The 22,902-nt window shown below is 64.6% G+C and carries 20 protein-coding genes and 1 riboswitch; of the genes, 7 read left to right on the forward strand and 13 right to left on the reverse strand.

Annotated features, from left to right (window positions below):
* Positions 1 to 131 precede the first annotated feature (131 nt).
* Entirely contained in the window at positions 132 to 917 is a 786-nt protein-coding gene (locus tag WA950_RS14325) for a TSUP family transporter (protein WP_424552362.1), read from the forward strand.
* 142 nt (positions 918 to 1,059) lie between these two features.
* Here the strand turns inward: WA950_RS14325 and cobO are convergent, their stop codons facing one another.
* From cobO to WA950_RS14365, 8 genes are all read right to left on the reverse strand, one after another.
* Positions 1,060 to 1,701, reverse strand: a complete 642-nt coding sequence (cobO, locus tag WA950_RS14330; RefSeq protein WP_424552363.1) for a cob(I)yrinic acid a,c-diamide adenosyltransferase — start codon at positions 1,699 to 1,701, stop codon at positions 1,060 to 1,062.
* Positions 1,702 to 1,729: 28 nt separating this feature from the next.
* On the reverse strand, positions 1,730 to 5,491 hold the full coding sequence (cobN, locus tag WA950_RS14335; protein ID WP_424552364.1) for a cobaltochelatase subunit CobN: 3,762 nt from the start codon (positions 5,489 to 5,491) through the stop codon (positions 1,730 to 1,732).
* 177 nt (positions 5,492 to 5,668) lie between these two features.
* On the reverse strand, positions 5,669 to 6,724 hold the full coding sequence (gene cobW / locus WA950_RS14340) for a cobalamin biosynthesis protein CobW (RefSeq protein ID WP_424552365.1): 1,056 nt from the start codon (positions 6,722 to 6,724) through the stop codon (positions 5,669 to 5,671).
* A gap of 4 nt (positions 6,725 to 6,728) precedes the next feature.
* Positions 6,729 to 7,253, reverse strand: coding sequence for a bifunctional adenosylcobinamide kinase/adenosylcobinamide-phosphate guanylyltransferase (cobU, locus tag WA950_RS14345; RefSeq protein ID WP_424552366.1), 525 nt, complete (start codon positions 7,251 to 7,253; stop codon positions 6,729 to 6,731).
* 1 nt (position 7,254) lies between these two features.
* A complete protein-coding gene (locus WA950_RS14350; protein WP_424552367.1) occupies positions 7,255 to 8,043 on the reverse strand; it encodes a CbtA family protein in 789 nt (262 codons plus the stop codon).
* 12 nt (positions 8,044 to 8,055) lie between these two features.
* On the reverse strand, positions 8,056 to 8,232 hold the full coding sequence (locus WA950_RS14355; protein WP_424552368.1) for a CbtB domain-containing protein: 177 nt from the start codon (positions 8,230 to 8,232) through the stop codon (positions 8,056 to 8,058).
* A 47-nt stretch (positions 8,233 to 8,279) separates the two neighbouring features.
* A riboswitch (cobalamin riboswitch) is annotated at positions 8,280 to 8,645 on the reverse strand.
* A gap of 78 nt (positions 8,646 to 8,723) precedes the next feature.
* Entirely contained in the window at positions 8,724 to 10,469 is a 1,746-nt protein-coding gene (locus tag WA950_RS14360; RefSeq protein WP_424552369.1) for a peptidoglycan-binding domain-containing protein, read from the reverse strand.
* Positions 10,470 to 10,617: 148 nt separating this feature from the next.
* Complete coding sequence (locus tag WA950_RS14365) at positions 10,618 to 12,081, reverse strand: cobyric acid synthase (RefSeq protein WP_424552370.1); 1,464 nt, start codon at positions 12,079 to 12,081, stop codon at positions 10,618 to 10,620.
* A gap of 245 nt (positions 12,082 to 12,326) precedes the next feature.
* Between WA950_RS14365 and WA950_RS14370 the strand changes: the two genes are divergently transcribed.
* From WA950_RS14370 to bmt, 4 genes are all read left to right on the forward strand, one after another.
* Positions 12,327 to 12,470, forward strand: coding sequence for a hypothetical protein (locus WA950_RS14370; protein ID WP_424552371.1), 144 nt, complete (start codon positions 12,327 to 12,329; stop codon positions 12,468 to 12,470).
* A 708-nt stretch (positions 12,471 to 13,178) separates the two neighbouring features.
* Positions 13,179 to 14,177, forward strand: coding sequence for an ABC transporter substrate-binding protein (locus WA950_RS14375; protein ID WP_424552372.1), 999 nt, complete (start codon positions 13,179 to 13,181; stop codon positions 14,175 to 14,177).
* A gap of 304 nt (positions 14,178 to 14,481) precedes the next feature.
* Positions 14,482 to 15,525, forward strand: a complete 1,044-nt coding sequence (locus WA950_RS14380) for a quaternary amine ABC transporter ATP-binding protein (RefSeq protein ID WP_424552373.1) — start codon at positions 14,482 to 14,484, stop codon at positions 15,523 to 15,525.
* A gap of 124 nt (positions 15,526 to 15,649) precedes the next feature.
* A complete protein-coding gene (gene bmt, locus WA950_RS14385) occupies positions 15,650 to 16,666 on the forward strand; it encodes a betaine--homocysteine S-methyltransferase (protein WP_424552374.1) in 1,017 nt (338 codons plus the stop codon).
* Positions 16,667 to 16,722: 56 nt separating this feature from the next.
* Here bmt and WA950_RS14390 read toward each other — a convergent pair whose 3' ends face one another.
* Both WA950_RS14390 and WA950_RS14395 read right to left on the reverse strand, forming a co-directional pair.
* A complete protein-coding gene (locus WA950_RS14390; protein WP_424552375.1) occupies positions 16,723 to 17,856 on the reverse strand; it encodes an aminotransferase class I/II-fold pyridoxal phosphate-dependent enzyme in 1,134 nt (377 codons plus the stop codon).
* Positions 17,853 to 18,500 (reverse strand): helix-turn-helix transcriptional regulator, encoded by a 648-nt coding sequence (locus tag WA950_RS14395; protein WP_424552376.1) that lies wholly within the window; start codon positions 18,498 to 18,500, stop codon positions 17,853 to 17,855. Before WA950_RS14395 ends, WA950_RS14390 begins: the two co-directional genes overlap by 4 nt.
* 125 nt (positions 18,501 to 18,625) lie before the next feature.
* Between WA950_RS14395 and WA950_RS14400 the strand changes: the two genes are divergently transcribed.
* Complete coding sequence (locus WA950_RS14400; protein ID WP_424552377.1) at positions 18,626 to 18,973, forward strand: hypothetical protein; 348 nt, start codon at positions 18,626 to 18,628, stop codon at positions 18,971 to 18,973.
* On the opposite strand, the gene WA950_RS14405 is transcribed toward WA950_RS14400, so the two are convergent.
* Positions 18,958 to 19,842: a LysR family transcriptional regulator gene (locus tag WA950_RS14405; RefSeq protein WP_424552378.1), complete on the reverse strand. Its 885-nt coding sequence runs from the start codon at positions 19,840 to 19,842 to the stop codon at positions 18,958 to 18,960. The two genes, WA950_RS14400 and WA950_RS14405, sit on opposite strands and share 16 nt — an antisense overlap.
* A 99-nt stretch (positions 19,843 to 19,941) precedes the next feature.
* On the opposite strand from WA950_RS14405, the gene WA950_RS14410 reads away from it, so the two are divergent.
* On the forward strand, positions 19,942 to 20,241 hold the full coding sequence (locus WA950_RS14410; RefSeq protein ID WP_424552379.1) for a hypothetical protein: 300 nt from the start codon (positions 19,942 to 19,944) through the stop codon (positions 20,239 to 20,241).
* 28 nt (positions 20,242 to 20,269) lie between these two features.
* Here WA950_RS14410 and WA950_RS14415 read toward each other — a convergent pair whose 3' ends face one another.
* Both WA950_RS14415 and WA950_RS14420 read right to left on the reverse strand, forming a co-directional pair.
* Positions 20,270 to 22,351, reverse strand: coding sequence for a vWA domain-containing protein (locus tag WA950_RS14415; RefSeq protein WP_424552380.1), 2,082 nt, complete (start codon positions 22,349 to 22,351; stop codon positions 20,270 to 20,272).
* A gap of 15 nt (positions 22,352 to 22,366) precedes the next feature.
* The gene (locus WA950_RS14420; RefSeq protein ID WP_424552381.1) at positions 22,367 to 22,888 is read right to left on the reverse strand and encodes an RNA polymerase sigma factor; all 522 of its coding nucleotides are present in this window, start codon (positions 22,886 to 22,888) and stop codon (positions 22,367 to 22,369) included.
* Positions 22,889 to 22,902: the final 14 nt, after the last annotated feature.

Below are 22,902 nucleotides of genomic sequence, written 5' to 3' on the forward strand. Positions count from 1 at the left end.
GGCATATTTTCCCGCAAAGGGCTGTGCCGCAAGCCGCCAAGCATCCGGCAGACGGGCGGCGGGCCTTGCTTTTGCCGCCCAGTCTGACAGAAGGGCAGCCAAGTCCTTTCCCGCTCTCTCCGAGGTCCCTCGTGGCCGATATTGCCCTCCACGTCCTGTTCTTCCTGTTCCTTGCCGCGTTTCTCGCCGGCTTCATCGATTCCATTGCAGGCGGCGGCGGCATGATCACCATTCCCGCCATGCTGATCGCCGGCATTCCGCCGCTGGAAACGCTCGGCACCAACAAGCTGCAATCGCTGTTCGGCTCGGGCTCGGCGACCCTCGCCTATGCGCGCGCCGGTCATGTGCGGCTCAGCAAGCAATTGCCGATGGCAGCGCTTTCGGCGCTCGGTGCGGTTTTCGGAGCGTTGCTGGCGACGATCATGCCCGGATACGTGCTGCAGGCGATCCTGCCGTTCCTGCTGGTGGCCATCGCCATCTATTTCGGGCTGAAGCCGAATATCGGCGATGTCGACAAGCATCGCCGCATGAGCGTCTTCCTCTTCACCGTCACCATCGTGCCGGCCATCGGCTTCTATGACGGCGTGTTCGGCCCCGGCACAGGCTCGTTCTTCATGCTGGCTTTCGTCACGCTCGCCGGCTTCGGTGTGCTGAAGGCGACGGCACATACCAAGCTTTTGAACTTCGGCTCCAATGCCGGCTCGTTCATCGTCTTCCTGCTTTACGGCGTCGTGCTGTGGAAAGTCGGCCTCGTGATGGGCGCAGGCCAGTTTCTCGGTGCGCAGGCCGGCTCGCGCGTGGCGATGAAGAACGGCGCGAAGATCATCAAGCCGCTCCTCGTCATCACCTCGATCGCGCTGGCCATCCGCCTGATGGCCGACGAGAGCCATCCCCTCAGGGTCTGGCTTGGGTGGTAAGGCTAGAGCATTTCCAGCCGAAGCGGCATCGCTTCGGCGTCGGATAATGCGGCAAAAACAAACCCCTGGAGCAATTGCGGTGATCCGGTTTTTACCGGAATTGCTCTAGGATCGATCGACATTCAGTTCAGGTCAATCGGTCCTAGTATTCCACGCCCTGCTGGGCCTTGATGCCCGAGCGGAACGGGTGCTTCAGAAGTTCCATCTCGGTTGCAAGATCGGCAATCTCGATCAGCTCTTCCTTGGCGTTGCGCCCGGTCAGCACGACATGGGTCATGTGCGGCTTTTCAGCCTTCAGGAACGAGATCACCTCGTTGACGTCGATATAGTCGTAGCGCAGCGCGATGTTGATCTCGTCGAGTAGCACCATGGAGTTGCGCTCGTCGCGGATGAGTTCCTTGGCCTTTTCCCAGGCCTTCTGCGCCACCGCCACGTCGCGGGCACGGTCCTGCGTTTCCCAGGTAAAGCCCTCGCCGAGCGTGTAGAACTGGCAGAGATCGGAAAAATGCGCCTCGATGAGGTCGCGCTCGCCCGTCACCATCGCGCCCTTGATGAACTGCACGACGGCGCAGGGCTTCTTGTGCGCGATATGGCGGAAGATCATGCCGAAGCCAGCAGTCGACTTGCCCTTGCCCTTGCCGGTATGGACGATGACCAGGCCCTTCTCGTCGGTCTTGGTCGCCATGATCTTTTCGCGCGCCTGCTTCTTCTTCGCCATCTTCTCCGAATGGCGGGCGAGTTCGGCTTCGCTCATGCCGGCGGTTTCATCGTGATTCTCGCTCATGTCTTTTCCCTTCGATCCTGAATGCTTGTCATGAGGCCCTGCGCTTGCCGAGCATGTCCAGCTCGTAGCGCGCCGAATTGGACCGCGGCGTCCAAAGGCCGCGGTCGATCGCCTCGCCAAAGCGCGCCGCCAGTTCGGCGAGCGCCGCCGGGTTCTTCTCCATGAGGAAGTCGCGCACGTGTTCGTCCAGCACATAGGCCTGATAGGCGGCCTCGAAATGGTGATCCTTCACCGCGCCGGTCGTTGCGGCGAAGGCGAACATGAAGTCGACCGTCGCGGCAATCTCGAAGGCGCCCTTGTAGCCATGCCGCATGACGCCATCGATCCATTTCGGATTGACGACGCGGGCGCGAACGACGCGGCCGATCTCCTCCTCGAGCGTGCGCACCACCGGCTTTTCCGGGCGCGACAGGTCGTTGTGGTAGATGACGGGCTGCTGGCCGGAAAGATGTGCCGCCGCCGCCGCCATGCCGCCCTCGAACTGGTAATATTCGTCGCTGTCGAGCAGGTCGTGCTCGCGGCTGTCCTGGTTCTGGATCACCGCCTGCAGGCTCTTCATGCGCGCCTCCAGCCGTTCGCGCATCGGCACGGCATCGCCCGTCCCGTCGTAGGCATGCGCGCCCCAGGCGAGCCATGCTTCGGCAAGGTCGCCCCGCTCGGTCCACACGCCCTCATCCATCACGGTCTGGAGACCGGCGCCGTAGCCACCGGTTTGCGCACCGAAGATTCGGAAACCGGCCTGTCTGGCCGCCTCGCTTTCCGACGCCCCCCTGGCCGCGAGCGCCGCTGCTTCCGCCCGCATGCGGGCGGCGATGGGATTATCCGCATCGTCCTCCTCCAGCGCCCCGACGGCGCGCACCGCGCGGTCGAAAAGCGCGATCTGCTCGGGGAAGGCATCGCGGAAGAAGCCGGAAATGCGTAGCGTCACGTCGACGCGCGGATGGCGGAGCATGGCAGGCGGGATGATCTCGAAGCCGGTGACGCGGCGGGACGCCATGTCCCAGGTCGGCTTCACACCGATCAGCGCCATGGCCTGCGCGATGTCGTCGCCGCCGGTGCGCATGTTCGAGGTGCCCCAGGCGGTGATGCCGAAGGAGGTCGGCCATTCGCCATGATCCTGCGCATAGCGGGTGACGATGAGTTCGGCGGACTTCCGACCGAGTTCCCAGGCGGCCGGCGTCGGCACGGCGCGGCTGTCGACGGAATAGAAATTGCGTCCCGTCGGCAGCACGTCCGGCCGCCCGCGCGTCGGCGCGCCGGAGGGGCCGGGCTCGATGAAGCGCCCGTCGAGGCCGCGCATCAGCGCCGCGATCTCCGCCGGGCCGCAGGCGGCGATGGCGGGGCGGATCGTCGCGTCGATGGTGTCGAGCACCGCGCGCGTGGCGTGCCAGTCTTCCGGGCAGGCCAGTGTGCCATCCACCAGACGGGCCGCCAGCAATTCGACGCGCTCCACCGTGTCGCCATTGCTGCGCCAGGGGGCATCCGTTTGTGCCGCAAGGAGCTCAGGGCGCGGGCCGGTCCAAGGATCGGAGGTGACGCAATCGAGCGGATCGAACGCCACGCCGCCCAGCGCATCGGCTGCAATGGCCCGTTGCAGGCTTGCCTCGCCGCCTTCGCCAAGACCGCGCGGAACGCGGGCAAGCGCGACCGTCAGGTCGGTGAGAAGCCGGCCTTCCGGCGAGACGCCGAAGACGTGCAGGCCGTCGCGGATCTGCATTTCCTTCAGGTCGCAGAGATAGGCGTCGAGCTTCTGGAGCGCGGCATCCTCGCCGTCGGATATGGCGATGCCGGCATCATGGTCGAGGCCGATGTCGCGCACGAGATCGAGAATCTGCCTCGAGAGCAGCTTGATACGCCGCGGATCGCCGCCGGAAGCCTCGTAATATTCATCGACCAGCGCTTCGAGGTCTTTCAGCGGGCCGTAAGTCTCGGCGCGTGTCAGCGGCGGCGTCAGGTGATCGATGATGACGGCGGCGGAGCGGCGCTTGGCCTGTGTGCCCTCGCCTGGATCATTGACGATGAACGGATAGAGATGCGGCACGGGACCGAGCACCGCTTCCGGATAACAGGCTTCCGACAGCGCGAGAGCCTTGCCCGGCAGCCATTCGAGATTGCCGTGCTTGCCCATATGCACGATGGCGTGCGCACCGTAGTGCTGCCGCAGAAAGGCGTAGAAGGCGAGATAGCCATGCGGCGGCACGAGGTCCGGCGAATGGTAGGTCTCCTTCGGATCGATATTGTAGCCGCGCGCCGGCTGGATACCGACCAATGTCTCGCCGAAGCGGGCAAGCGGCAGCGCGAAAAGATCGCCAGTGACGAAGGGATCATCCTCCGGCCCGCCCCAGCGCGCCGTCATTTCCTGCTGAATCGATTCCGGAAGCGAGGCGAAGAAAGCGTTGTAATCGCTCAGCGAAAGCGTCTCGCGGATTTCCCGGCCGTCGCTCGCCGAATTGGTCGGGCCAGCCATCAGGTGGGCGATCAGCGCATCGCCGTCGGCCGGAAGACCGGCGACCGCATAGCCTTCCGCCGCCATGGCGCGCAGCACCTCCATCGTGCCGGCCGGCGTATCGAGGCCGACGCCATTGCCGAGCCGGCCATCACGGTTCGGATAGTTCGCCATGATGAGGGCGACGCGGCGCTCACGCGGCGAAGCACGGCGAAGCCGCGCCCAGCCGGCAGCGAGCCTCGCGACGAAGCGGATGCGGTCCTCGACCGGATCGAGGCTGACGATATTGGTCTCGACCCGCTCGTCGTAGCGCGCGGCGGCCTTGAAGGAGACGGCGCGGGAAAGCACGCGGCCATCGACCTCCGGCAGCGAGACGTTCATGCCGAGGTCGCGTGCCGTCAGGCCCTGCCCGGAGGCTTCCCAGGCCTCGCGCGAAGAACCGGAGAAGATGACCTGCAACACCGGAGAGCCGGTCTCGTCGAGCACCGTCGGCTTGCGGCCGGCGCCGGGAGCCGAGACGGCAAAGCTGGTAGCGTTGAGGACGATTTCCGGGTGGATCGCCGCGAAGGCGGCGCGCACCGTCTCGATGGAGGCGGGATCCTTGAGGCTGGAAACGAAAAGCGGCAGGGCGCGGACACCCTCGGCGGCAAGCGCATCGATAAGCATTTCGACCGGACGCGTCTCGCCGCTCTGGACATAGGCGCGGTAGAAGGAGATGGCGGCGGTCGGCGGTTCTGATCCTGCAGGGATTGCCACATTTTCCGACAGTTCACGCCATGTCGCGACATCAACGACGCCCCGCCCCGGCCACCAGATGCCGGCCTTGTCGAGCGGTGTCGCCGGCTCCGGCTTTTCTCCACCGAAGACAACCGCATCCGCATAGGCAAGGAAGCGGTCCGCATTGTCAGCGCCGCCCTCGTTCAGATAGGCCCAGAGGCGCTGGCGTTCCCCGTCGTCGACGCGGTTGAAGGGGATGAGGCCGTCGTCGGGCCGGTCGTCACCCGGCAGCGCGACGAGCGTGATGCCATTGGCGACGGCCGTCGCCAGCAGGGCTTCCAGCACGTATCGGAAATAGCTGGCCCCGCCGAGCGCGCGGATGACGATGAGCCTGGCGTGACGCGCCGTGCGCTCGATATAGGTATCGACCGACATCGGATGCGACAGGGTCGCGAGGCTGGCGAGGCGCAGGCGCGTTTCGCCGCCCCGTGCACGATGGGCGGCGGCGATGGCGGCGAGCTCCGTATCCGCAGCGGAGAGGAAGAGGATATCGCCCGGCGTCTGGCCGAGGTCGATCGCCTCCTTGCCGTCGGCAATGGTGCCCTTCTGGGCTAGCAGGAGGTGCATGGGACGCCTCCTGCCTGTCGATATGCGTTGGCAAGGGGAGAAAACAGACGATGCGAGGCTTTCCCCCTCCCTGACGGTGCCAGCCGGGCGAAGGTCTTGCCGCTTGCCGATCCTCCCCCCTGCGGGGGAGATGGCCGGCAGGCCAGAGGGGGGTGCCACCACACATTCATGCCGATATCACACCGCTGCGGCGATGGCGGCGCGGACGGCAGCTTCGTCCATGTCGTGCAGGCCGATGACGACGAGGCGGGTGTTGCGGGCTTCGCCCGGCGTCCAGGCACGCTCGAAGTAGTTGTCGATACGGCTGCCGACGGCCTGGATGAGCAGGCGCAGCGGCTTGCCGGGTACGTCGGCAAAGCCCTTGACGCGCAGCACGTCATGCTCGGCGATCACGCCCTTGAGGCGCTCGATGAAGGCGGCCGGATCGGCGATGGCGCCGAGTTCTACGACGAAGCTGTCGAATTCGTCGTGGTCGTGGTCGTGCTCCTCGCCGTTCTCGTGCTCCAGCTCGTGATGCGACTTGCGGTTGGCGATGTCGTCTTCCGTGCCGACGCCAAGGCCGAGCAGCACGGCAGCGGCGACGTCACCGTTCCGCGCCTCGATCATCGAGGGCTTGCGGGTGGTGCGGGAAGAAACCTCGGCGCGCACGGCCTGAAGACCGGCCGCGTCGATGAGATCCGCCTTGTTGAGCACGATGAGGTCGGCGGCGGTCAGCTGGTCCTCGAAGAGTTCCTCCAGCGGGCTTTCATGGTCGAGATTCTCGTCCTCGGCGCGCAGCGCATCGACCTTGTCATGGTCGTCGGCAAAGCGGCCGGCGGCCACTGCGGCGCTGTCCACCACGGTGATGACGCCGTCGACCGTCACCTGCGTCTTGATTTCCGGCCAGTTGAAGGCGGCAATGAGCGGCTGCGGCAGCGCAAGGCCCGACGTCTCGATGACGATATGGTCGGGGCGGTTCTCCCGCTCCAGCAGCTTGGTCATGGTGGGGATGAAATCGTCGGCGACCGTGCAGCAGATGCAGCCATTGGTCAGCTCGATGATGTCGTCCTCGGTGCAGGCTTCCGCGCCGCAGCCCTTCAGGACGTCGCCGTCGACGCCGAGATCGCCGAACTCGTTGATGATCAGCGCAATGCGTTTTCCGCCGGCGTTCAGCAGGAGGTTGCGGATCATCGTCGTCTTGCCCGCGCCGAGAAAGCCGGTGATGACGGTGGCGGGGATTTTCTGTTGCAGCATTGGCTCAACCCTTCATTTTCAGCGGCAGTCCGGCCGCTACGAAATAGACTTCTCGCACAAGGGCGGCCACCTGCTGGTGGAGCCGCCCGGCATGGTCGCGGAACTCGCGCGCCATGCGGTTTTCCGGCACGATGCCGAGGCCGACCTCGTTCGACACGAAGACCAGCCGTCCCGGCGCCGTCTTGATGGCCTCGATGAGACCGGCAAATTCAGCGGCGATGTCCCGCTCTTCCAGCATCAGGTTGGTGAGCCAGAGCGTCAGACAATCGATCAGGATCGCGCGGTCCGCACGCGCGACATCGGCGATGCGCGCGGCGAGCGCAAGCGGCTCCTCGTGCGTTTCCCAGCCTTGTCCGCGGTCTTCCCGGTGTTTGGCGATGCGCGCCTGCATCTCGTCGTCCCAGGCGCGGCCCGTGGCGATATAATGACGCGAGAGGCCGGTCTCAGCGACCAGCCTCTCGGCAAAAGCGGATTTTCCGGAACGCGCACCGCCCAGGACCAGGACGGCTCCGGGCGATGTCACGGTCATATCAGTCAGCCTTGGCGATCTTCTCGTTGGCAAAGCCCAGCGAGAGGCCGAGCACGATCCAGAAGAACAGCGTCGTTGCAAGCGCAGCGACAGCGAATTCCGCACCGAGAACGGCAGGGACGTTGCTGGAAATGTCGCTCGGCTGCGGCGCGCCATAGACCTGCGGCGCCGCGATCACCACGAGGCCGATAACCTTGGCGACGATGCCCTGCTTGAGGAACAGGAGGTAGAGACCGGCCGCCGAGAGAATGACGGTCGCAATCCACCAGGCCTGACGGTCGCCGAGATCGGCAGCCGGGAAACCAGGAAGTTCCGGCGGCAGACCTATGGCCGGTAGCATGTGCACCGCAAGCCAGCCGGCGGCTCCCCACAGCGCCCCGTTGGCGACGGTGATCGGGTTGCCGGAAACCAGGCTGAAGCCCGCCAGCAGCAGCGCAAAACCGGTGCCCGCCACGAGATTTGCCAGCAGCGTGCCGGAGAACCGGCTCATGCCGAACATGATGCCGCCCTCGTCGTGGTCCTCGCCCGCATGGGCGTAGGCGACGGAAACCGGCGACAGGTAGGAGGCGACGTCGAGGATGACGGCGCCGAGCGAGGAATGCTCCTGCGTGTGGACAGCACCCTCGGTTGCGGGCGTTGTGCCTTCGGCGGCGGGTGCGGCTTCCTCGCCGCCCTCGAATTCCTCGGCATGCAGGATGAGCGGCACGACTCGTGCCTCCTGGGCGGCCGTCATCAGGACGCCAGAGAACAGCCCGGCCACCAGAGCGGCCAGGAGATAACGAACGATCATGTCAGGAACTCCTTAGTGGCAGGGAAAGCCGTAGGAGTGACGGGTATCGTGCGCCGTATCGTGCAGCACGGCCGAATTCGCAAGGCCGGCGCCGAAAACCAGGAAGGCACCGAGCAGCAGCGCGAAAACGCCGGCGACAAGACGATCGTTTGCGGAAAGGGTAACAGAAGACGTAGTAGTAACAGCCATGACAACCTCCGTGCAGGCGTTGGGGAAGTCCCTCCCCGGGTCGGGCAACAGGCCCTCATTGTCTGGCAGGTCTCCTGGCTCGCAGCGTCCGGCGTTTTTCAACACCTGCGGGGCACCCTCACCTTCCCGGGCTTCAGCATCGCGAAAGACGGACGATTCGTAGACATAGAGGCGTCCAGCCTTGGCTTATCGCAATACCACCCAGTGGCTTTTCCGGCCGGCCTTCAGGCGCGGTTCGCGGGCACCATTGCCACGCTGTCGCGCATGTCCTCCCGCCGGATGGGCGTCCCTCGCTACTCTACAGTCGCGGGGTCGGCCGTGATTGCAGCGCCCTGATTGGGTCCGCCGCGTCACATTCCCATTTACTCCCCGATCCGTTTCCGGATCCGGGAACCATCCAATATCCAGATGATTATGCTTCTGACCCCCACAAGTCAATCGACCGGCAGCGCCATCACCTGTGCTGAAACCGCCGTCCGGTCGTCGCAAACTCAATAGCCGGGGATGATTACTACGCCGCCGCGAGGGTCGTAGTAGCGGCGCTCACGGTAGTAGGGATCGTCATAATAACCGTCGACCGGTCCTTCCAGCACATCGTAGTCCTGCTGGTACCGGCGCTGCCGCTGACGCTGCTGCTGCTGCTGCTGCGCAGCGGCATATTCCGCATCCTGCCGCAGCGCGCGGTACTGCTGGCGCGACAGATAGCCGTCGGCACGATAGCCGGAAGCGCCTTGCCAGGCCGCGACCGCCGCGCGGGTACGACGGCCGAAGACGCCGTCGGCGCCATAGGTGTTGTAGCCGAGCGCACTCAGCCAGCGCTGTGCCTGGATACGGGTGTTGCGCCCCATATAGGCTTCGCGCGGATCGACAACCGGCTCCTGAACGGCCTTGCGCTCGGCTTCAGCCGTCGCCGTTTCGGATTTCTGCCCGGCATTGCCGGCCAGCGCGGCAAGACGCTCGCGGGCATCCGCCACGAAACGACCGTTCGGATATTGGGCGATGTAGGCGCGGAAAGACTTTTCGGAGCCTTCGAGCACGGCCTTCTGGAATGTCTCTTCCTCGCGCTTGGCAGCATCCGCCTTCTCGGCGGCAAGGGCGCGATTGTCCTTCGCGGCTTCGTCCGTCGCGGTGGCGGCCCGGCCGCTCTCGGCCTGCTTGCGGGCAGCGGCAGCTTCATCCGCGCGCTTTTCCGCTTCGCTGGCAAGGCGCGCTGCTTCATCGGCCTTGGCCTTGGCATCGGCCGCAGCCCTGGCGGCCTCCGCCTTCAGGCGCTCCACTTCGGCTGCCTTCTCTTCGGCGAGCTTGCGAGCGGCGGCGGCTTCCTGTTCGATCCGCGCCTTTTCGGCAGCGGCGGCCTTTTCCGCTTCGACCCGTTTGGCCTCGGCTTCGCGGCGGGCAGCGGCCTCCTGTTCGGCGCGGGCCTTTTCCGCAGCCGCAGCGTCTTGCGCCGTCTTGCGGTCCGCCTCGGCCTTGAGACGTGCGGCTTCCTCCGCCTTCGCCCTGTCGGCAGCGGCCTGCGCTTCCGCCTTCAGGCGCTCTGCCTCGGCCGCCTGTTCCTCGGCGAGCTTGCGTGCGGCCGCTTCCTTCTTCTCGGCTTCGGCCTTGAGGCGGGCCGCTTCCTCGGCGCGCGCCTTTTCCGCGGCAGCTGCTTCTGCCTTTGCCTTCTCCTCGGCAGCAGCCTTCTCTTCCGCAAGCTTGCGGGTGGCGGCCGCTTCCTCCGCCTTCTTCGCTTCGTCTGCCGCCTTCAGGCGTGCGGCTTCCGCCTCCGCCTTGGCCTTCTCCGCTTCCGCGGCTTTCTCGGCCGCCTCGGCCTTGCGGGCTTCTTCCGCCGCCCTGGCCTCTTCCGCCGCCTTGGCCTTTTCCGCTTCGGCCGTTTTCCTCGCGTCCTCGGCCTTCGCCTTTTCGGCAGCGGCAGCCTCTTCGGCCCTGGCCTTGGCAGCCGCCTCATCGGCAATGGCAGCGGCCGGCTTGTTCTTGGCAGCAGCCTGCAACTCGGCGATGCGCAGGCGCGCCATGGAGGCGAATGTGCCGTTGGGATATTGCGTCAGGTAGCCTTCATATTGCGCAAGATCGCTGCCGGAGGAGACTTTCTGCCAAAGGGAGAACTCCTCTTCCCAGCGCTTTCCGGCACTGGTGGTCTCCTTGGCGGTCTGGGCAAAGGCCACCGCCGGAAGTCCGGCGAGCGACAGCCCGACCAGGCTGGCCAGAACGGAACGTGCGAGAAGACCAGAACCCATATATTTCACCCTTTCGGATCGCGCGCAGGCATCGACGCCCGACAATCGGGCGAATTTCCGTCACTCCTCGCACCGAATTCTGGCGCAACTTTGGTGCGGCAGTCAGGTGGCGGAGAAACCCGATGGCTGTACGTTTCAGGAAGCCGGTTTAATCAGAAGCGCCGAAGAGGCCTTCCAACCATTGACGGTCGAGAACTGCCTCCAGCTCCGCCGCGACACCGTCCAGCGCGGCATCGACGCTGGCGCGATAATCGAACCCGCCGCCTTCGATGCCGAAATCGGCAAGCAGCCTGGCGCGATAGGCGTCGCTCGAAAGAATGCCGTGCAGGTAGGTGCCCATCACGCGGCCATCGGGCGAGACAGCCCCATCCGGGCGGCCGTCGATGCTGACGGCCGGTCGCAATGCATCCGGCCCCGTGGTGCGGCCGAGATGGATTTCGTAGCCCTCCAGCGGCACATCATATTGCAGGGAGCGGGCTGCGCTGTTGCGCACGGTCTTTTCAAGCGCCATTTCGGTCTCGACGGCAAGCAGGCCAAGCCCTTCGACCTCGAGCTCGCTGCCCTCGATGCCCAGCGGATCGGTGACGCGAGCCCCCAGCATCTGGTAGCCGCCGCAAATGCCGATGACACGGCCGCCCCGGCGCATATGCATGGCCAGATCCCTGTCCCACCCGGCCGCACGGAAATCGCGAAGGTCCGAGATGGTGGATTTCGACCCGGGCAACACGACGAGCCCGGCATCGGCCGGCAGGCGTTCGCCCGGCCGCACGAAGACGAGATCGACCTGAGGCTCGGCCTTCAGGGGATCGAGATCGTCGAAATTGGCGATGCGCGGCAGCACGGGCACGGCAACCTTCAAGGCCCCCTCGCCGCCCGAGGCAAGCCGCTCCAGAACGACGGAATCCTCCGCCGGCAGCCGCGCCGCATCCTTCAGCCAAGGCACGACGCCAAAACAGGGCCAGTCGGTGAAGCGACCGATTTCCGCAATCCCCTCATCGAACAGCGTGACGTCGCCGCGGAACTTGTTGATGAGGTAGCCGGTGACCATGCGGCGGTCTTCCTCCGGCAGGATGGCATGCGTCCCGACCAGCGAAGCGATGACGCCGCCGCGGTCGATATCGCCGACGAGCACGACGGGAACGCCGGCCCGCGTCGCAAAGCCCATATTGGCGATGTCGCCCGCCCGAAGGTTGATTTCCGCTGGTGAGCCCGCCCCCTCGACAATGACGAGATCGGCCCCCGTGGCGATCGTCTCGAAGCTTTCCATGACGGCGCCCATCAGCTTCGGCTTCAGCGCCTGATAGTCGCGCCCCTTCGCCTGACCGAACACCTTGCCCTGCACGATGATCTGGCTGCCGACATCCGACTGCGGCTTGAGAAGCACCGGATTCATGTGCACGGAGGATGGCACGCGGGCGGCGAGCGATTGCAGCCACTGGGCGCGGCCGATCTCGCCGCCATCGGCGGAAACGGCGGCATTGTTCGACATGTTCTGCGGCTTGAAGGGACGCACCGTCAGCCCGCGATTGGCGGCAATGCGGCACAGGCCCGCAACCAGTACCGTTTTTCCGACATCCGAGCCGGTGCCCTGAAGCATGATCGTTCTTGTCATAGGCCCTCCTAACATTGCCGCCCGTCGCCGAAAAGCCCTGATCCAGCGCAATTCTGCCGCAATCCGGCAAGGCAAAAAGATGTATTTGCGCAACACGGCATCACACAGTTCAGGCGGCCCCGTCGCTATATTCCTTTTGCGACATCCAGCGCCGTGAACGACCATGGTTTTCCGTCCGGACATGCCTATATCCAGCCCATCACACAGCCGGGGCATGTGGCTTCGGGTTTCAAGGACAAAAGACAATGCTGTATATCTTCAGCAAGCCGAACTTCGTACAGATCGCCTGGAACGGCGAAGCCCCCAAGGCCCAGTCCCGCGTGCGCAACGTCGTCCTGGACGCACCGCTCGGCCCGCTCGGCTTCATCCGCACGCGCAACGTCGGCTGATCCTTCGAGCGAGACGTCAGGTCCGCTCGCATGCAGCGTCGCCTCTCTCCGGGAGGCGGCGTTTTTTCATGTCTTTTCCCTGAAGATTTGCATGCCCCTGAACGGCGAAAGCCGTGCATCCCTTGCGGTGATGCACGGCTTGCCAAAATACGCATGGCGGCATTCGACAAAAACGCATCGAAGCCCAGGCACCCCGGTACGCAATACCTATTCCGGAGCAGGCGGCGGTGTCCCCCGCCGTGACAAAACCAATAGAGGCACATCGTTACCGGACCGTTATCGGGAGCTTAAGCAAAGATGAATCGCGGCTTTTTTTGAAAGAAATCCGCATTATTTTTTGGAAAGCCGGATCTGCGCGTCCCGCCCGCGAGCAAACGCCCGGATCTTCGCGGGACGGCACCAGAATTTGCAACGTTCCACGCGCCCGGCCGGGGAATCGAAAGCGCAGCCGGACGGTGCAGGAGGTTGATTTATCAATGAGAACCCGTAGGCTTGCACTGGTGACGCACGAAGACACCGTCGGCGACAGGGTTCCGCTAGCGAAGCAGAGAAAAGCTCGGCGTCGGCTACAGCAGGGGGATTGGCTCGCCTGACCTGGCTTCGAACCTCCTTGCCTGTCGTAAAACTTTCGGGCAGCCGGGATATCGCAGGAGCCTGCGCTGCCTTCCGGGTTGAACGCTGCATCTCAAGACTGGGAGGTCTTGTCCTATGAAGAAGCTTCTCGCTCCCGCTATTTTCGCCGCCGCCCTCTATGGCTTTGGCGGCCCTGCCCAGGCTGCCGAGTGCGGCGAAGTCTCGATTGCGGAAATGAACTGGGCCTCTGCCGGCATCGCAGCCCATGTCGACAAGCTCATCCTCGAAAAAGGCTACGGCTGCGCCATCACGCTGGTGCCCGGCGACACCATGTCGACCTTCACCTCGATGAACGAGAAGGGCGAACCCGACGTGGCCCCTGAAATGTGGGTGAACGCCGTGCGCACGACCCTCGATGCCGCGATCGCCGAAGGCCGCCTCATCCAGCTCGCCCCGCTTCTTTCGGAAGGCGGCGTCGAAGGCTGGTGGATTCCAAAATTCATCGCCGATGCGCACCGGGACATCAAGACGGTGCAGGATGCGCTGAAGCAGCCCGAGCTTTTCCCCGCGCCGGGCGACGCCTCCAAGGGCGCGGTGCACAACTGTCCGGCGGGCTGGAGCTGCCAGGTCTCCACGGACAACCTCTACCGCGCGCTCGATGCGGACAAGGCCGGCTTCACGCTGGTCGGCACGGACTCGGCAGCAGGTCTGGACGGCTCTATCGCCAACGCCTTCGAGAAGAAGACCGGCTGGCTCGGCTACTACTGGGCGCCGACCGCCCTGCTCGGCAAGTACGAGATGGTGAAGCTGTCGTTCGGCGTCGAGCACGACAAGGCGGAATGGGATACCTGCACGGCCGTTCCCGATTGCGCCAATCCGAAGGTCAACTCCTATCCGACCTCGGATGTCTTCACCGTCGCGACCAAGGCTTTTTCCGAAAAGGCGGGCGTCGCCATGGACTATATGAAGACGCGCCAGTGGGACAACAGTACGGTCGGCAAGATCCTCGCCTGGATGGGCGAAAACCACGGCACCACCGAGGCCGGAGCACGGCACTTCCTCGAAACTTACCCGGACATGTGGACCAAGTGGGTCGCCCCGGACGTTGCGGAAAAGGTCAAGGCCGCGCTCTGACCGTCTCTGCCGCGCTCCGCCTGCCCGGACTTTTTGCCTGACATCGGCCCAAAAAAATGCAGAGGTCGCAAACAGCATATTATCAGGTGGCAGGACGTGCGATTACGAAAGGCAGCCGGGAACAAACAACAAGAATAGCCCGGATGCGCCGTTTCATAGTGACCCGGGACGACTGGCCCGGAGCGCTCAAAGGGGAAAGAGATGGCAGGCGGCGGCAAATGGCGCCCGGCGTGGCCATCACCATCATTTTCGGCCGCACAGCCAGACCAGTGGCAAGCGGCCGCAAAGCACTCGGAGGGAATTGATGGTTAGTCATGCAATCGAGGTCCGCAATCTCTACAAGATCTTCGGCCCCAACGGCGGCGACTATGTCGATGCCGTCAGGAACGGCCTCGGCAAGGCGGAACTGAACCAGAAGTACAGCCATGTGCTGGGGCTGCGCGACATCAACATTTCCATGCCAGCCGGCGGCATCATGGTGGTGATGGGGCTTTCCGGCTCCGGCAAGTCGACCCTCATCCGCCACATCAACCGGCTGATCGACCCGACGGCCGGCGAAGTGCTCTATGACGGCGTCGACGTGTGCCGGATGAACGAAAGCGACCTTCGCCAGTTCCGCCGCCACAAGACGGCGATGGTGTTCCAGAAGTTCGCGCTTCTGCCGCACCGCACGGTTCTGGAAAACACGGTCTATGGCCTCGAAATACAGGGCGTCTCCGCCAGCGAGCGCGAAAAGCGCGCCCGGCAGTGGATTGCCCGCGTCGGCCTCGAAGGCTTTGAGAACCACTATCCGAACCAGCTCTCGGGCGGCATGCAGCAGCGCGTGGGCCTTGCCCGGGCGCTGACCAACGATGCCGACATCCTCCTGATGGATGAGGCCTATTCGGCGCTCGACCCACTGATCCGCGTCGACATGCAGTCCGTGCTTCTCGATCTGCAGAAGGAACTCAAGAAGACCGTCGTCTTCATCACGCACGATCTCGACGAGGCGCTGCGCCTCGGCGACAAGATCGCGATCCTGCGCGACGGCATGGTCGTGCAGCAGGGCACCGGTCAGGAAATCGTTCTGAACCCGGCGGACGAATACATCACCGCCTTCGTCAAGGAAGTGAATCGCGGCCGCGTCGTCAATGTCGAGACGATCATGGCGCCGCTGTCCGGCAACCCGGAAGGCATGCCGATCGCCAAGGGCACCGTGCTCGAAAGCGCCGCCCGCGCCATGACCGCCGCAAACCAGCCCCTTGCCCACATCATAGACGAGGCAGGCAGGCCGATCGGCGCGATCAGCCTCAGCGCGATCATCGCCAGCATGGTGACGCCGACGAGCCACGAGGCGCAGGCCGCCTGACGCGCTTGCCGGATACCCATACAGGGGCGCTCTTTCCGGGCGCCCTTTTTTGATCTCTGCCGACATTACGTTGCAATCACATAAGGAAATCTTTATATGATGCGACAAACAGAAGGATGCCTCCATGACCGCGACGAACCCGCTTGCCCAGCTTCTTGCCGAAAAGCCTTTCCTGCTTGCCGATGGCGCAACCGGCACGTCGCTCTTCGCCATGGGGCTTGAGGCCGGGGAAGCGCCCGAACTGTGGAACGAAGCGAAGCCGGAAAACATCACGAAGCTCCATCAGGATTTCGTCGATGCCGGCGCGGACATCATCCTCACCAACACGTTCGGCGGCACGCGCCACCGCCTGAAGCTGCACCGCGCACAGGACCGCGTCTTCGACCTCAACAGGAAGGCCGCGGAAATCGCCCGCGCCGTCGCCGACAAGGCCCCGCGCACGGTGATCGTCGCCGGCTCCGTCGGCCCGACGGGCGAGTTGCTCATTCCGCTCGGCGCCATGACCTATGACGACGCCGTCGAAGCCTTCGCCGAACAGATCGAGGGCCTGAAGGCCGGCGGCGCGGATGTCGCCTGGATCGAGACCATGTCCTCGCCGGAGGAAATCCGCGCGGCCGCCGAAGCCGCCACCAGGGTCGGTATGCCCTATGTCTATACCGGCTCGTTCGATACGGCCGGCAAGACGATGATGGGCCTGCACCCGAAGGATATCCATGGCGTCGCAGGCGATATCGGCGCCGGTCCGCTGGCCGTCGGCGCCAATTGCGGCGTCGGGGCTTCCGACATCCTCTCCTCGCTGCTCGACATGACCGGCGCTGACCCGTCCGCGGCCGTCGTCGTCAAAGGCAATTGCGGCATCCCGGAATATCGCGGCGCGGAAATCTACTATTCCGGCACGCCGCCGCTGATGGCCGAATATGCCCGCCTTGCCCGCGATGCCGGCGCGCGCATCATCGGCGGCTGCTGCGGCACGTCCTGCGAGCACCTTGCCGCCATGCGCGTCGCGCTCGACGCGCATGAGCCGCGCGAGCGCCCGGCCCTTTCGCAGATCATCGAAAAGATCGGCCCGCTGCGCAACAAGACCGCCGACGAAAGCGCCGCCGCCCCGGCACGCGAACGCAGCAGCCGTCGCCGGAGCTGAGATCCATTGCCGTGAACGATCAGCCGCCCCGGCCAGCGCCGCGGGCGGCTTTTTTTTCACGCCTGCTGCAGGAACTCCCGCCACGCTGCAAGGCCTGCATCGATGTTGCGCCGTCCGACGCCAACGCGAAAACGGTCCTTCGGCACCGGCAACAGGTCCGAAACGTAGAGGCTGGAGGGCAGTAGCAGCACGCCCTTCTCCTCGACCAGCCGGCGGCAATGCTCTTCCACGCCGTCGTTCCCGAGATAGCGGGTGAAGGCGACACAGCCGCCGTCCGGCGCTGCCCATTCGTAAAGGTGCGGGTAATCGGCGAAGAAGGCGCCGAGCTTTGCCGTATTTTCCGCGCAGAGTGCCCGGTTGCGGGCGAAGATCGTCTCGCGCGCCTTGATCGCGATACCCGCCAGCACCTCCGAGGGGCGCGCGTTGCAGATGGAGAGGTAGTGCTTCATCCTTTCCATGCGTGACAGGAGGGCATGGTCGCGGCTGGCGATCCAGCCGATGCGCAGGCCCGGCAGGCCATAGGCCTTGGACATCACGTTGAGCGAGATACCCTTGTCGAACAGGTCCGCCGCCTGCGGCAGGCGCTTTGCCGCATCGATCTCCAGTCCGCGATAAACCTCATCGGAGAAGAGATGGATGCCGCGCTCGGCGCACAGATCGACGAGACCGCGGAAAATGTCCTGGTCGGCGATGGCTCCGGTCGGGTTGTTGGGAAAATTGACGGCGATGAGCCGGGTTTCCGGCCGGATGGCCGCGCGTACTTCGTCGAGATCGAGCTGCCACCGATTTTCCGCCCGCAACGCGACACCGGTGACGTTGCCTGTGATGGTGACCGGCAGGGTCTCCATCGACTGGTAGTTCGGCACCGTCACGATGGCATGGTCGCCCGGCCCGAGCAGCGCCAGCATGGCGCAGTAGAGCCCCTCTTCCGCGCCGGCGAAGGTGAGGATGTCCGCAGTCGAAAGCGTGTCATAGGTCGAGGCGATGGTTTCGCGCAGCGCCGGTGCGCCCCATGTCTCGGTATAGCCGAGCGAGGCCTTTTCCCACGTCTCGCGGTCCTCTGGCCCGGCAAGCGCCAGAAGATCCGACATGGTCATCGTCTCGGCGTCGCTCGCCGTCATGTGGTGGCGCGCCTTGAATTCCCAGCGCGAGAAGTGAGTTTCGAGGCGGAAATCCGGCAGCGTTGTCACGAGGTTCTGTCCTTCTGGCTCTGGCGCCGGGCATCGGCGAGATAGTTGTAGATCGAGGCGCGCGAGGCGCCGATAAGGCCCGCCAGATGATCGACGGCGTTGCGGGTCTCGAACAGGCCCTGCCCGTCGAGCGCGGCGACAAGCGCAACCCTGTCCGCCTTCTTGAGCGCCATCAGCGCCAATCCGCGGCTGCGCAGCCAATCGTGAAGCGCAATGTTGATCGCCTCCCGCCAATCGCCGGCGAACAGCGACTTCGGCCGGGAGACCGGCGCACTGGTAAAGGCGGCAAGCAGCTTCGCCGCGGCATCGAAATGCGAGACATCCATGTTGATGCAGAAAAGGCCGACCGCCTGCCCGAACTCGTCCTTCAGCACGGCGGTCACCGATTTCAGTCGCCGTCCGTCTTCGCCGATCTTTTCGTAGGAGCCGTAGACGCCGGCCTCCCCGCTTTCCTCCAGCTCGTCCTCGACGAGTGATTCCATCCCCGCCTTGCGGCCCGAAAAGGCATTCCAGATGCCGGCGATCAACCCCGTTTCGAGATCGTGCAGCACGACTTCGGCATGAGGATAGAACAGGGTGGAGACGGCAGCAGCGGTCGTGGAATGCTGGCGAAGCAGGAAAACGGCATTTGAAGAATCGAACATGCGCCTAACAATCCAAAAATGGATTTTTTGTCAATATTGGATTTTTAGTCCAAACACTTCATGCAGGCTTGCAGCCCTCATTTGCCCGTCCTATCCAAGGTGAAAATGATTCTTTGGGGGATGATATGAGCGCCGAACCTGCCGCCTTTCCGGACCGGGAAACCGTGGCCGACAAGCTCGCGGCCCTTGGCGAGGGCGAGCAGGCCTATCTGCGCCTTCTCCTGGAAAACCCGCTGCAGGAAGAAAATCTGCTGGAAGGCGTCACCTTCCATCTGGATCATGCGGCCGCCGCCCGTTTCCTCAATTCGCTGAAGCTGGAAAAGCTTGGCGAATGGCTGGGTGAAACTGCCCCGGCCCGCTTGCAGATCCGCCTGACGGAAATCGCCCGCTCCAGCCAGCACGCCGCCTATGCCGCCTTCCGCACGGGCCTTACCCGCTCCGGCGGCCTCGAACGCGCCTATCCGAAGGCCTGATCCGCGGGGGCGGAGAGCGGCCCGAAGGATTTGCGGATCATGTCCGCCATGCCGTCGATCGCCGGCCCGCCACGCCGTGGATTGCGCTTCAGCACGACGCGGGACGAATCGATCGGCGGAAAGCCGTCCGCAACGGTGAGTTCACGCGCGCCTGGCGGAATGTTGCTGCGCGAAAGCGGCGCGATGGTGAGCCCGCTGACGATAGCCGAGCGCAACCCGCCGCTCGTATCGCAGGTATAGGCGATGCGGTAGGGAAGCGCGTATCGCTCCAGCGAGCGCAGCGCAAAATCCCTGCACCAGCTCGAGCGCCAGTAGAGCGCTACCGGCACCGGCCGCTCCAGATGCCGGTTGTGCGCCACGGAGGACACCCAGACGGTGGGATCGACCGCCAGCAATTCGCCGGCGATGCCATCGCACCAGTCGAAGATGATGGCGAGGTCCAGCTCGTCCGCATCGAGCGCGGCAAGCTGCTGCGCAGTATAGCCGCACAGCACCGTCACCTCGATATTGGGGTGGATTTCCGCAAAGGCCGCCAGCGCGTTGGGCAGGACCGTCTGGTTGTATTCCTCCGGAATACCGACCCGCACCGGCCCGTCGAGCGGCGTCGTGCGCATCGCCGCCGTCGTCTCGTCGACAAGGCCGACTATACGCCGCGCATAGGGCAGGAGCCGCTTGCCCTCCAATGTCAGGGCAACGCCGCGCGGTCCGCGCTCGAAGAGCGTCACACCAACCGAATCCTCCAGCTTGCGCACCTGCATGCTGACGGCCGATTGCGTGCGCCCGAGCCTCTCGGCCGCATGGGTGACATTGCCGGCCTGGGCGACGGCGACGAAGATTCTGAGCAGATCGCTTTCGAGCGGAGGATACATGGCGCCATCGCTTTTCCTGATGCCTACCATCATCGCTATTCGTTTGTGAAATGTCTACGTTTTTGCTTGGCTCTTCCCGAGAAATGGAAGGCAACGGGCATGGAAATTCTCGAAGGACTGCTGCGAATGATGGCGCATCACCGGCAAAAGCGGGCGGAGCGGGAAGCCCTGCGCATACTTGTCGCGCGCAAGGACCGGCGGATGCTGCGCGATGCGGGGCTCGATCTCATCGAGGGGAGCAACCCAGACTACGCCCCCCTGCCCCAAACGAAAGAGAGGCGCTGGACAGCGCCCCTCATCCGCCTGCATCACCCGCGTTCAAGCGCTGAACGCTTGAGAAGGACGCCCCGTTTCGCGCCACATCCATTGCCGCAAGAGAGCGACCGGCAGGCCAGTTAGCTTCGGCTGGAAATGCTCCAATCACGCCTTACTGCGCCTTGTCGCCGGAAAGCCCTCCGGCAAGCCGTATGAGCTTCAGGAATTCCGCCCGATAACCGAACGGATCGTTGCCCCTTGCCGCTTCCGCAAGGCCGAGGATGGAACCGTAGGCGTAGTCCTGCAGCGCCGAGACGCCCTTCAGCTTCTGCCCGAAGGCGGCGACGGCAACGGAGAAGCGGATGTCGGTCGAGGCCGCATTCACATCGGCAACCGCATTCGCATCCGTCACCGGCATGGTGACGAGCTCGCTCGTGTCGCCATCCGGCTTCTTCCAGCGCATCTTCAGGAAGGCGAGTTCGCCGTTGTCCGTCGCCGGCGTGGCGGACGCCTCGCCCTTGCCGTAGCGCAGCGGATCGTGCAGCACGGCGGGGCTTCCCTTCGGCGTTACCTCGTAGATCGCCGTGACACGATGGCCCGAGCCGATATCGCCGGCATCCACCTTGTCGTTGTTGAAGTCCTCGCGGTTCAGCACGCGGGTCTCGTAGCCGATCAGGCGGTATTCGGCGATGCGATCCGGGTTGAACTCGATCTGGAACTTGACGTCCTTGGCGATCGGGAAGAGCGACGAGCCCGCCTCCTCCACCAACGCCTTCTGCGCCTCGGCGAGCGTATCGATATAGGCGGCCGTGCCGTTGCCGTTCTGCGCCAGCGTCTGCATCATGCCGTCATTGTAGTTGCCACGGCCAAAGCCGAGCACCGAGAGGAAGATGCCGCTCCTGCGGCGATCCTCGATGATGCGCTTCAGATCCTCGTCGCTTGCCGGGCCGACATTGAAGTCGCCGTCCGTCGCCAGCATGACGCGGTTGATGCCATCCTTCCTGAACGCCTTCTGAGCGAGCTTGTAGGCCGTCTCGATCCCCTCCGCGCCCGCCGTGGACCCGCCCGGCTGCAGATTGTCGATGGCGTCGAGAATCTTTTCGCGCTCCTTGCCCGCCGTGGGCTCCAGCACCACGCCGGCATTTCCCGCATAGGTGACGATCGACACCGTATCCGTATCCTTCAGCTTGCCGACGAGAAGGCGGAAGGCGCTCTTAAGGAGCGGCAGCTTGTCCGCCTCGTCCATCGAACCGGAAACGTCGATGAGAAACACGAGATTGGCGGCCGGCTGCTCTGCCGTCACCGTCTCGAACCCCTTGATGCCGATATGCAGAAGCTCGGTGTCCTTGTTCCACGGCGTCGGCATGACGGTGACAGTGGCGTTGAACGGCTTTTCCGCCGTTTCAGGCCCCTTCCAGTCGTAGGGGAAGTAGTTGACCAGTTCCTCGACCCGCACCGTCTCGGTGTCCGGCAGGCTGCCGCCGAGCAGGGAACGGCGTATGTAGGAATAGGAGGCGGTATCGACATCAGCGGAGAAGGTGGAGACCGGGTCGGTCGCGACGCTCTTCACCGGGTTCGGATCGGCGGAGGAAAAGCGCTCGCGATCCTCCTGCGGCGTGGGCATGGCGATGGCATCCACCATGACGGATGGCTGCACGACCGAGCGGCTCAATGTACGAGTAGCGGCTGCGTCGCCGAGCGCAAGCGAATCCGGGGCGGCGGCAAGCGCTTCCTCCTCTTGGATTTCGGCGAGCGGTTCGGCGGCCTGCCCGCTCGTCGCCTGCGCGCTATCGGCGGCAGCCCTGGCGCTGGCGGCGGCTTCGGCGGATCGCCGCGCTTCCAGTTTCGCGTTCGCTTGCCCCGCCGCCCTGTTGAGAGGAACGGCGACTTCATCGGCAGTCTGCTTGCTGTCGCGCAGATCCTGTTCGACGGGCTTTGCAGCGATTTCCGTTTCGCTCGTCAGCGGCACCGTACCGTTGCGCACCAGTTCATAGGCGACAAAGCCGGCGACGGGCACGACGAGCAGCGTGGCGAGGGCCGAGCCGGCCAAATATCTGCGGTTCATGATGGGGCTCCATATCCAGTTGAAGATGGAGCTTCGACGCCCGCCGCCGGTCGAACCTTGGGGGGAATCCAGATTTTTTTCCGCGTCGTCGAAAGCCTGCATGGCGGCACCAAGCGCCGCAGTGCGCGCAGAGGCCTGCGGCGCAGGCGGTGCGCGGCGGCCCAGTTTTTCGAGGTCGAGATCGGTCATCGGTCTATCCTTCCGTCACGCGGCGGCATCGCACAGCAGCACCTTCAGGCGCTTGCGGGCCTCGTGCACATGCCAGGAAATCGTCGTTTCGGCGCAGCCGAGCACTTCGGACGCCGCCGCATGGCTGAGGCCCTCGCCGTAGATGAGCAGCACGGCATCGCGCTGCTTGTCGGGCAACTGGCGAACGGCCTGCCACAGTTCCTCATTGTCATCCTCGCCGGTGCCACCCTCCAGCACCGCCCGCTCACGCAGATAGGCCGCATCGCGCCATTCGGCGCGCCGGCGCTTGCGCACCTGGTCACGCGCCGCATTGAGCGTCACGGTATAGAGCCAGGTGCTGAGCCGACTCGCGCCCTTGAAGCCGCGGATGGCGCTTGCCAGACGTATGCACACCTCCTGCGCCACGTCCTCGGCATCCTGCCGGTCGCCGCACCATCGCCAGGCGACGGCATGGATGAAATCATAACGGCTTTCGACCAGCGCAGCGAATGCCTGCCGGTCCCCCAAAGCCGCCTTTTCGACGAGTTCTGTTTCCACGGGCCCATCCCGAT

Origin of the sequence: Shinella sp., assembly GCF_049651085.1 — a bacterium.
Lineage (GTDB): Bacteria > Pseudomonadota > Alphaproteobacteria > Rhizobiales > Rhizobiaceae > Shinella.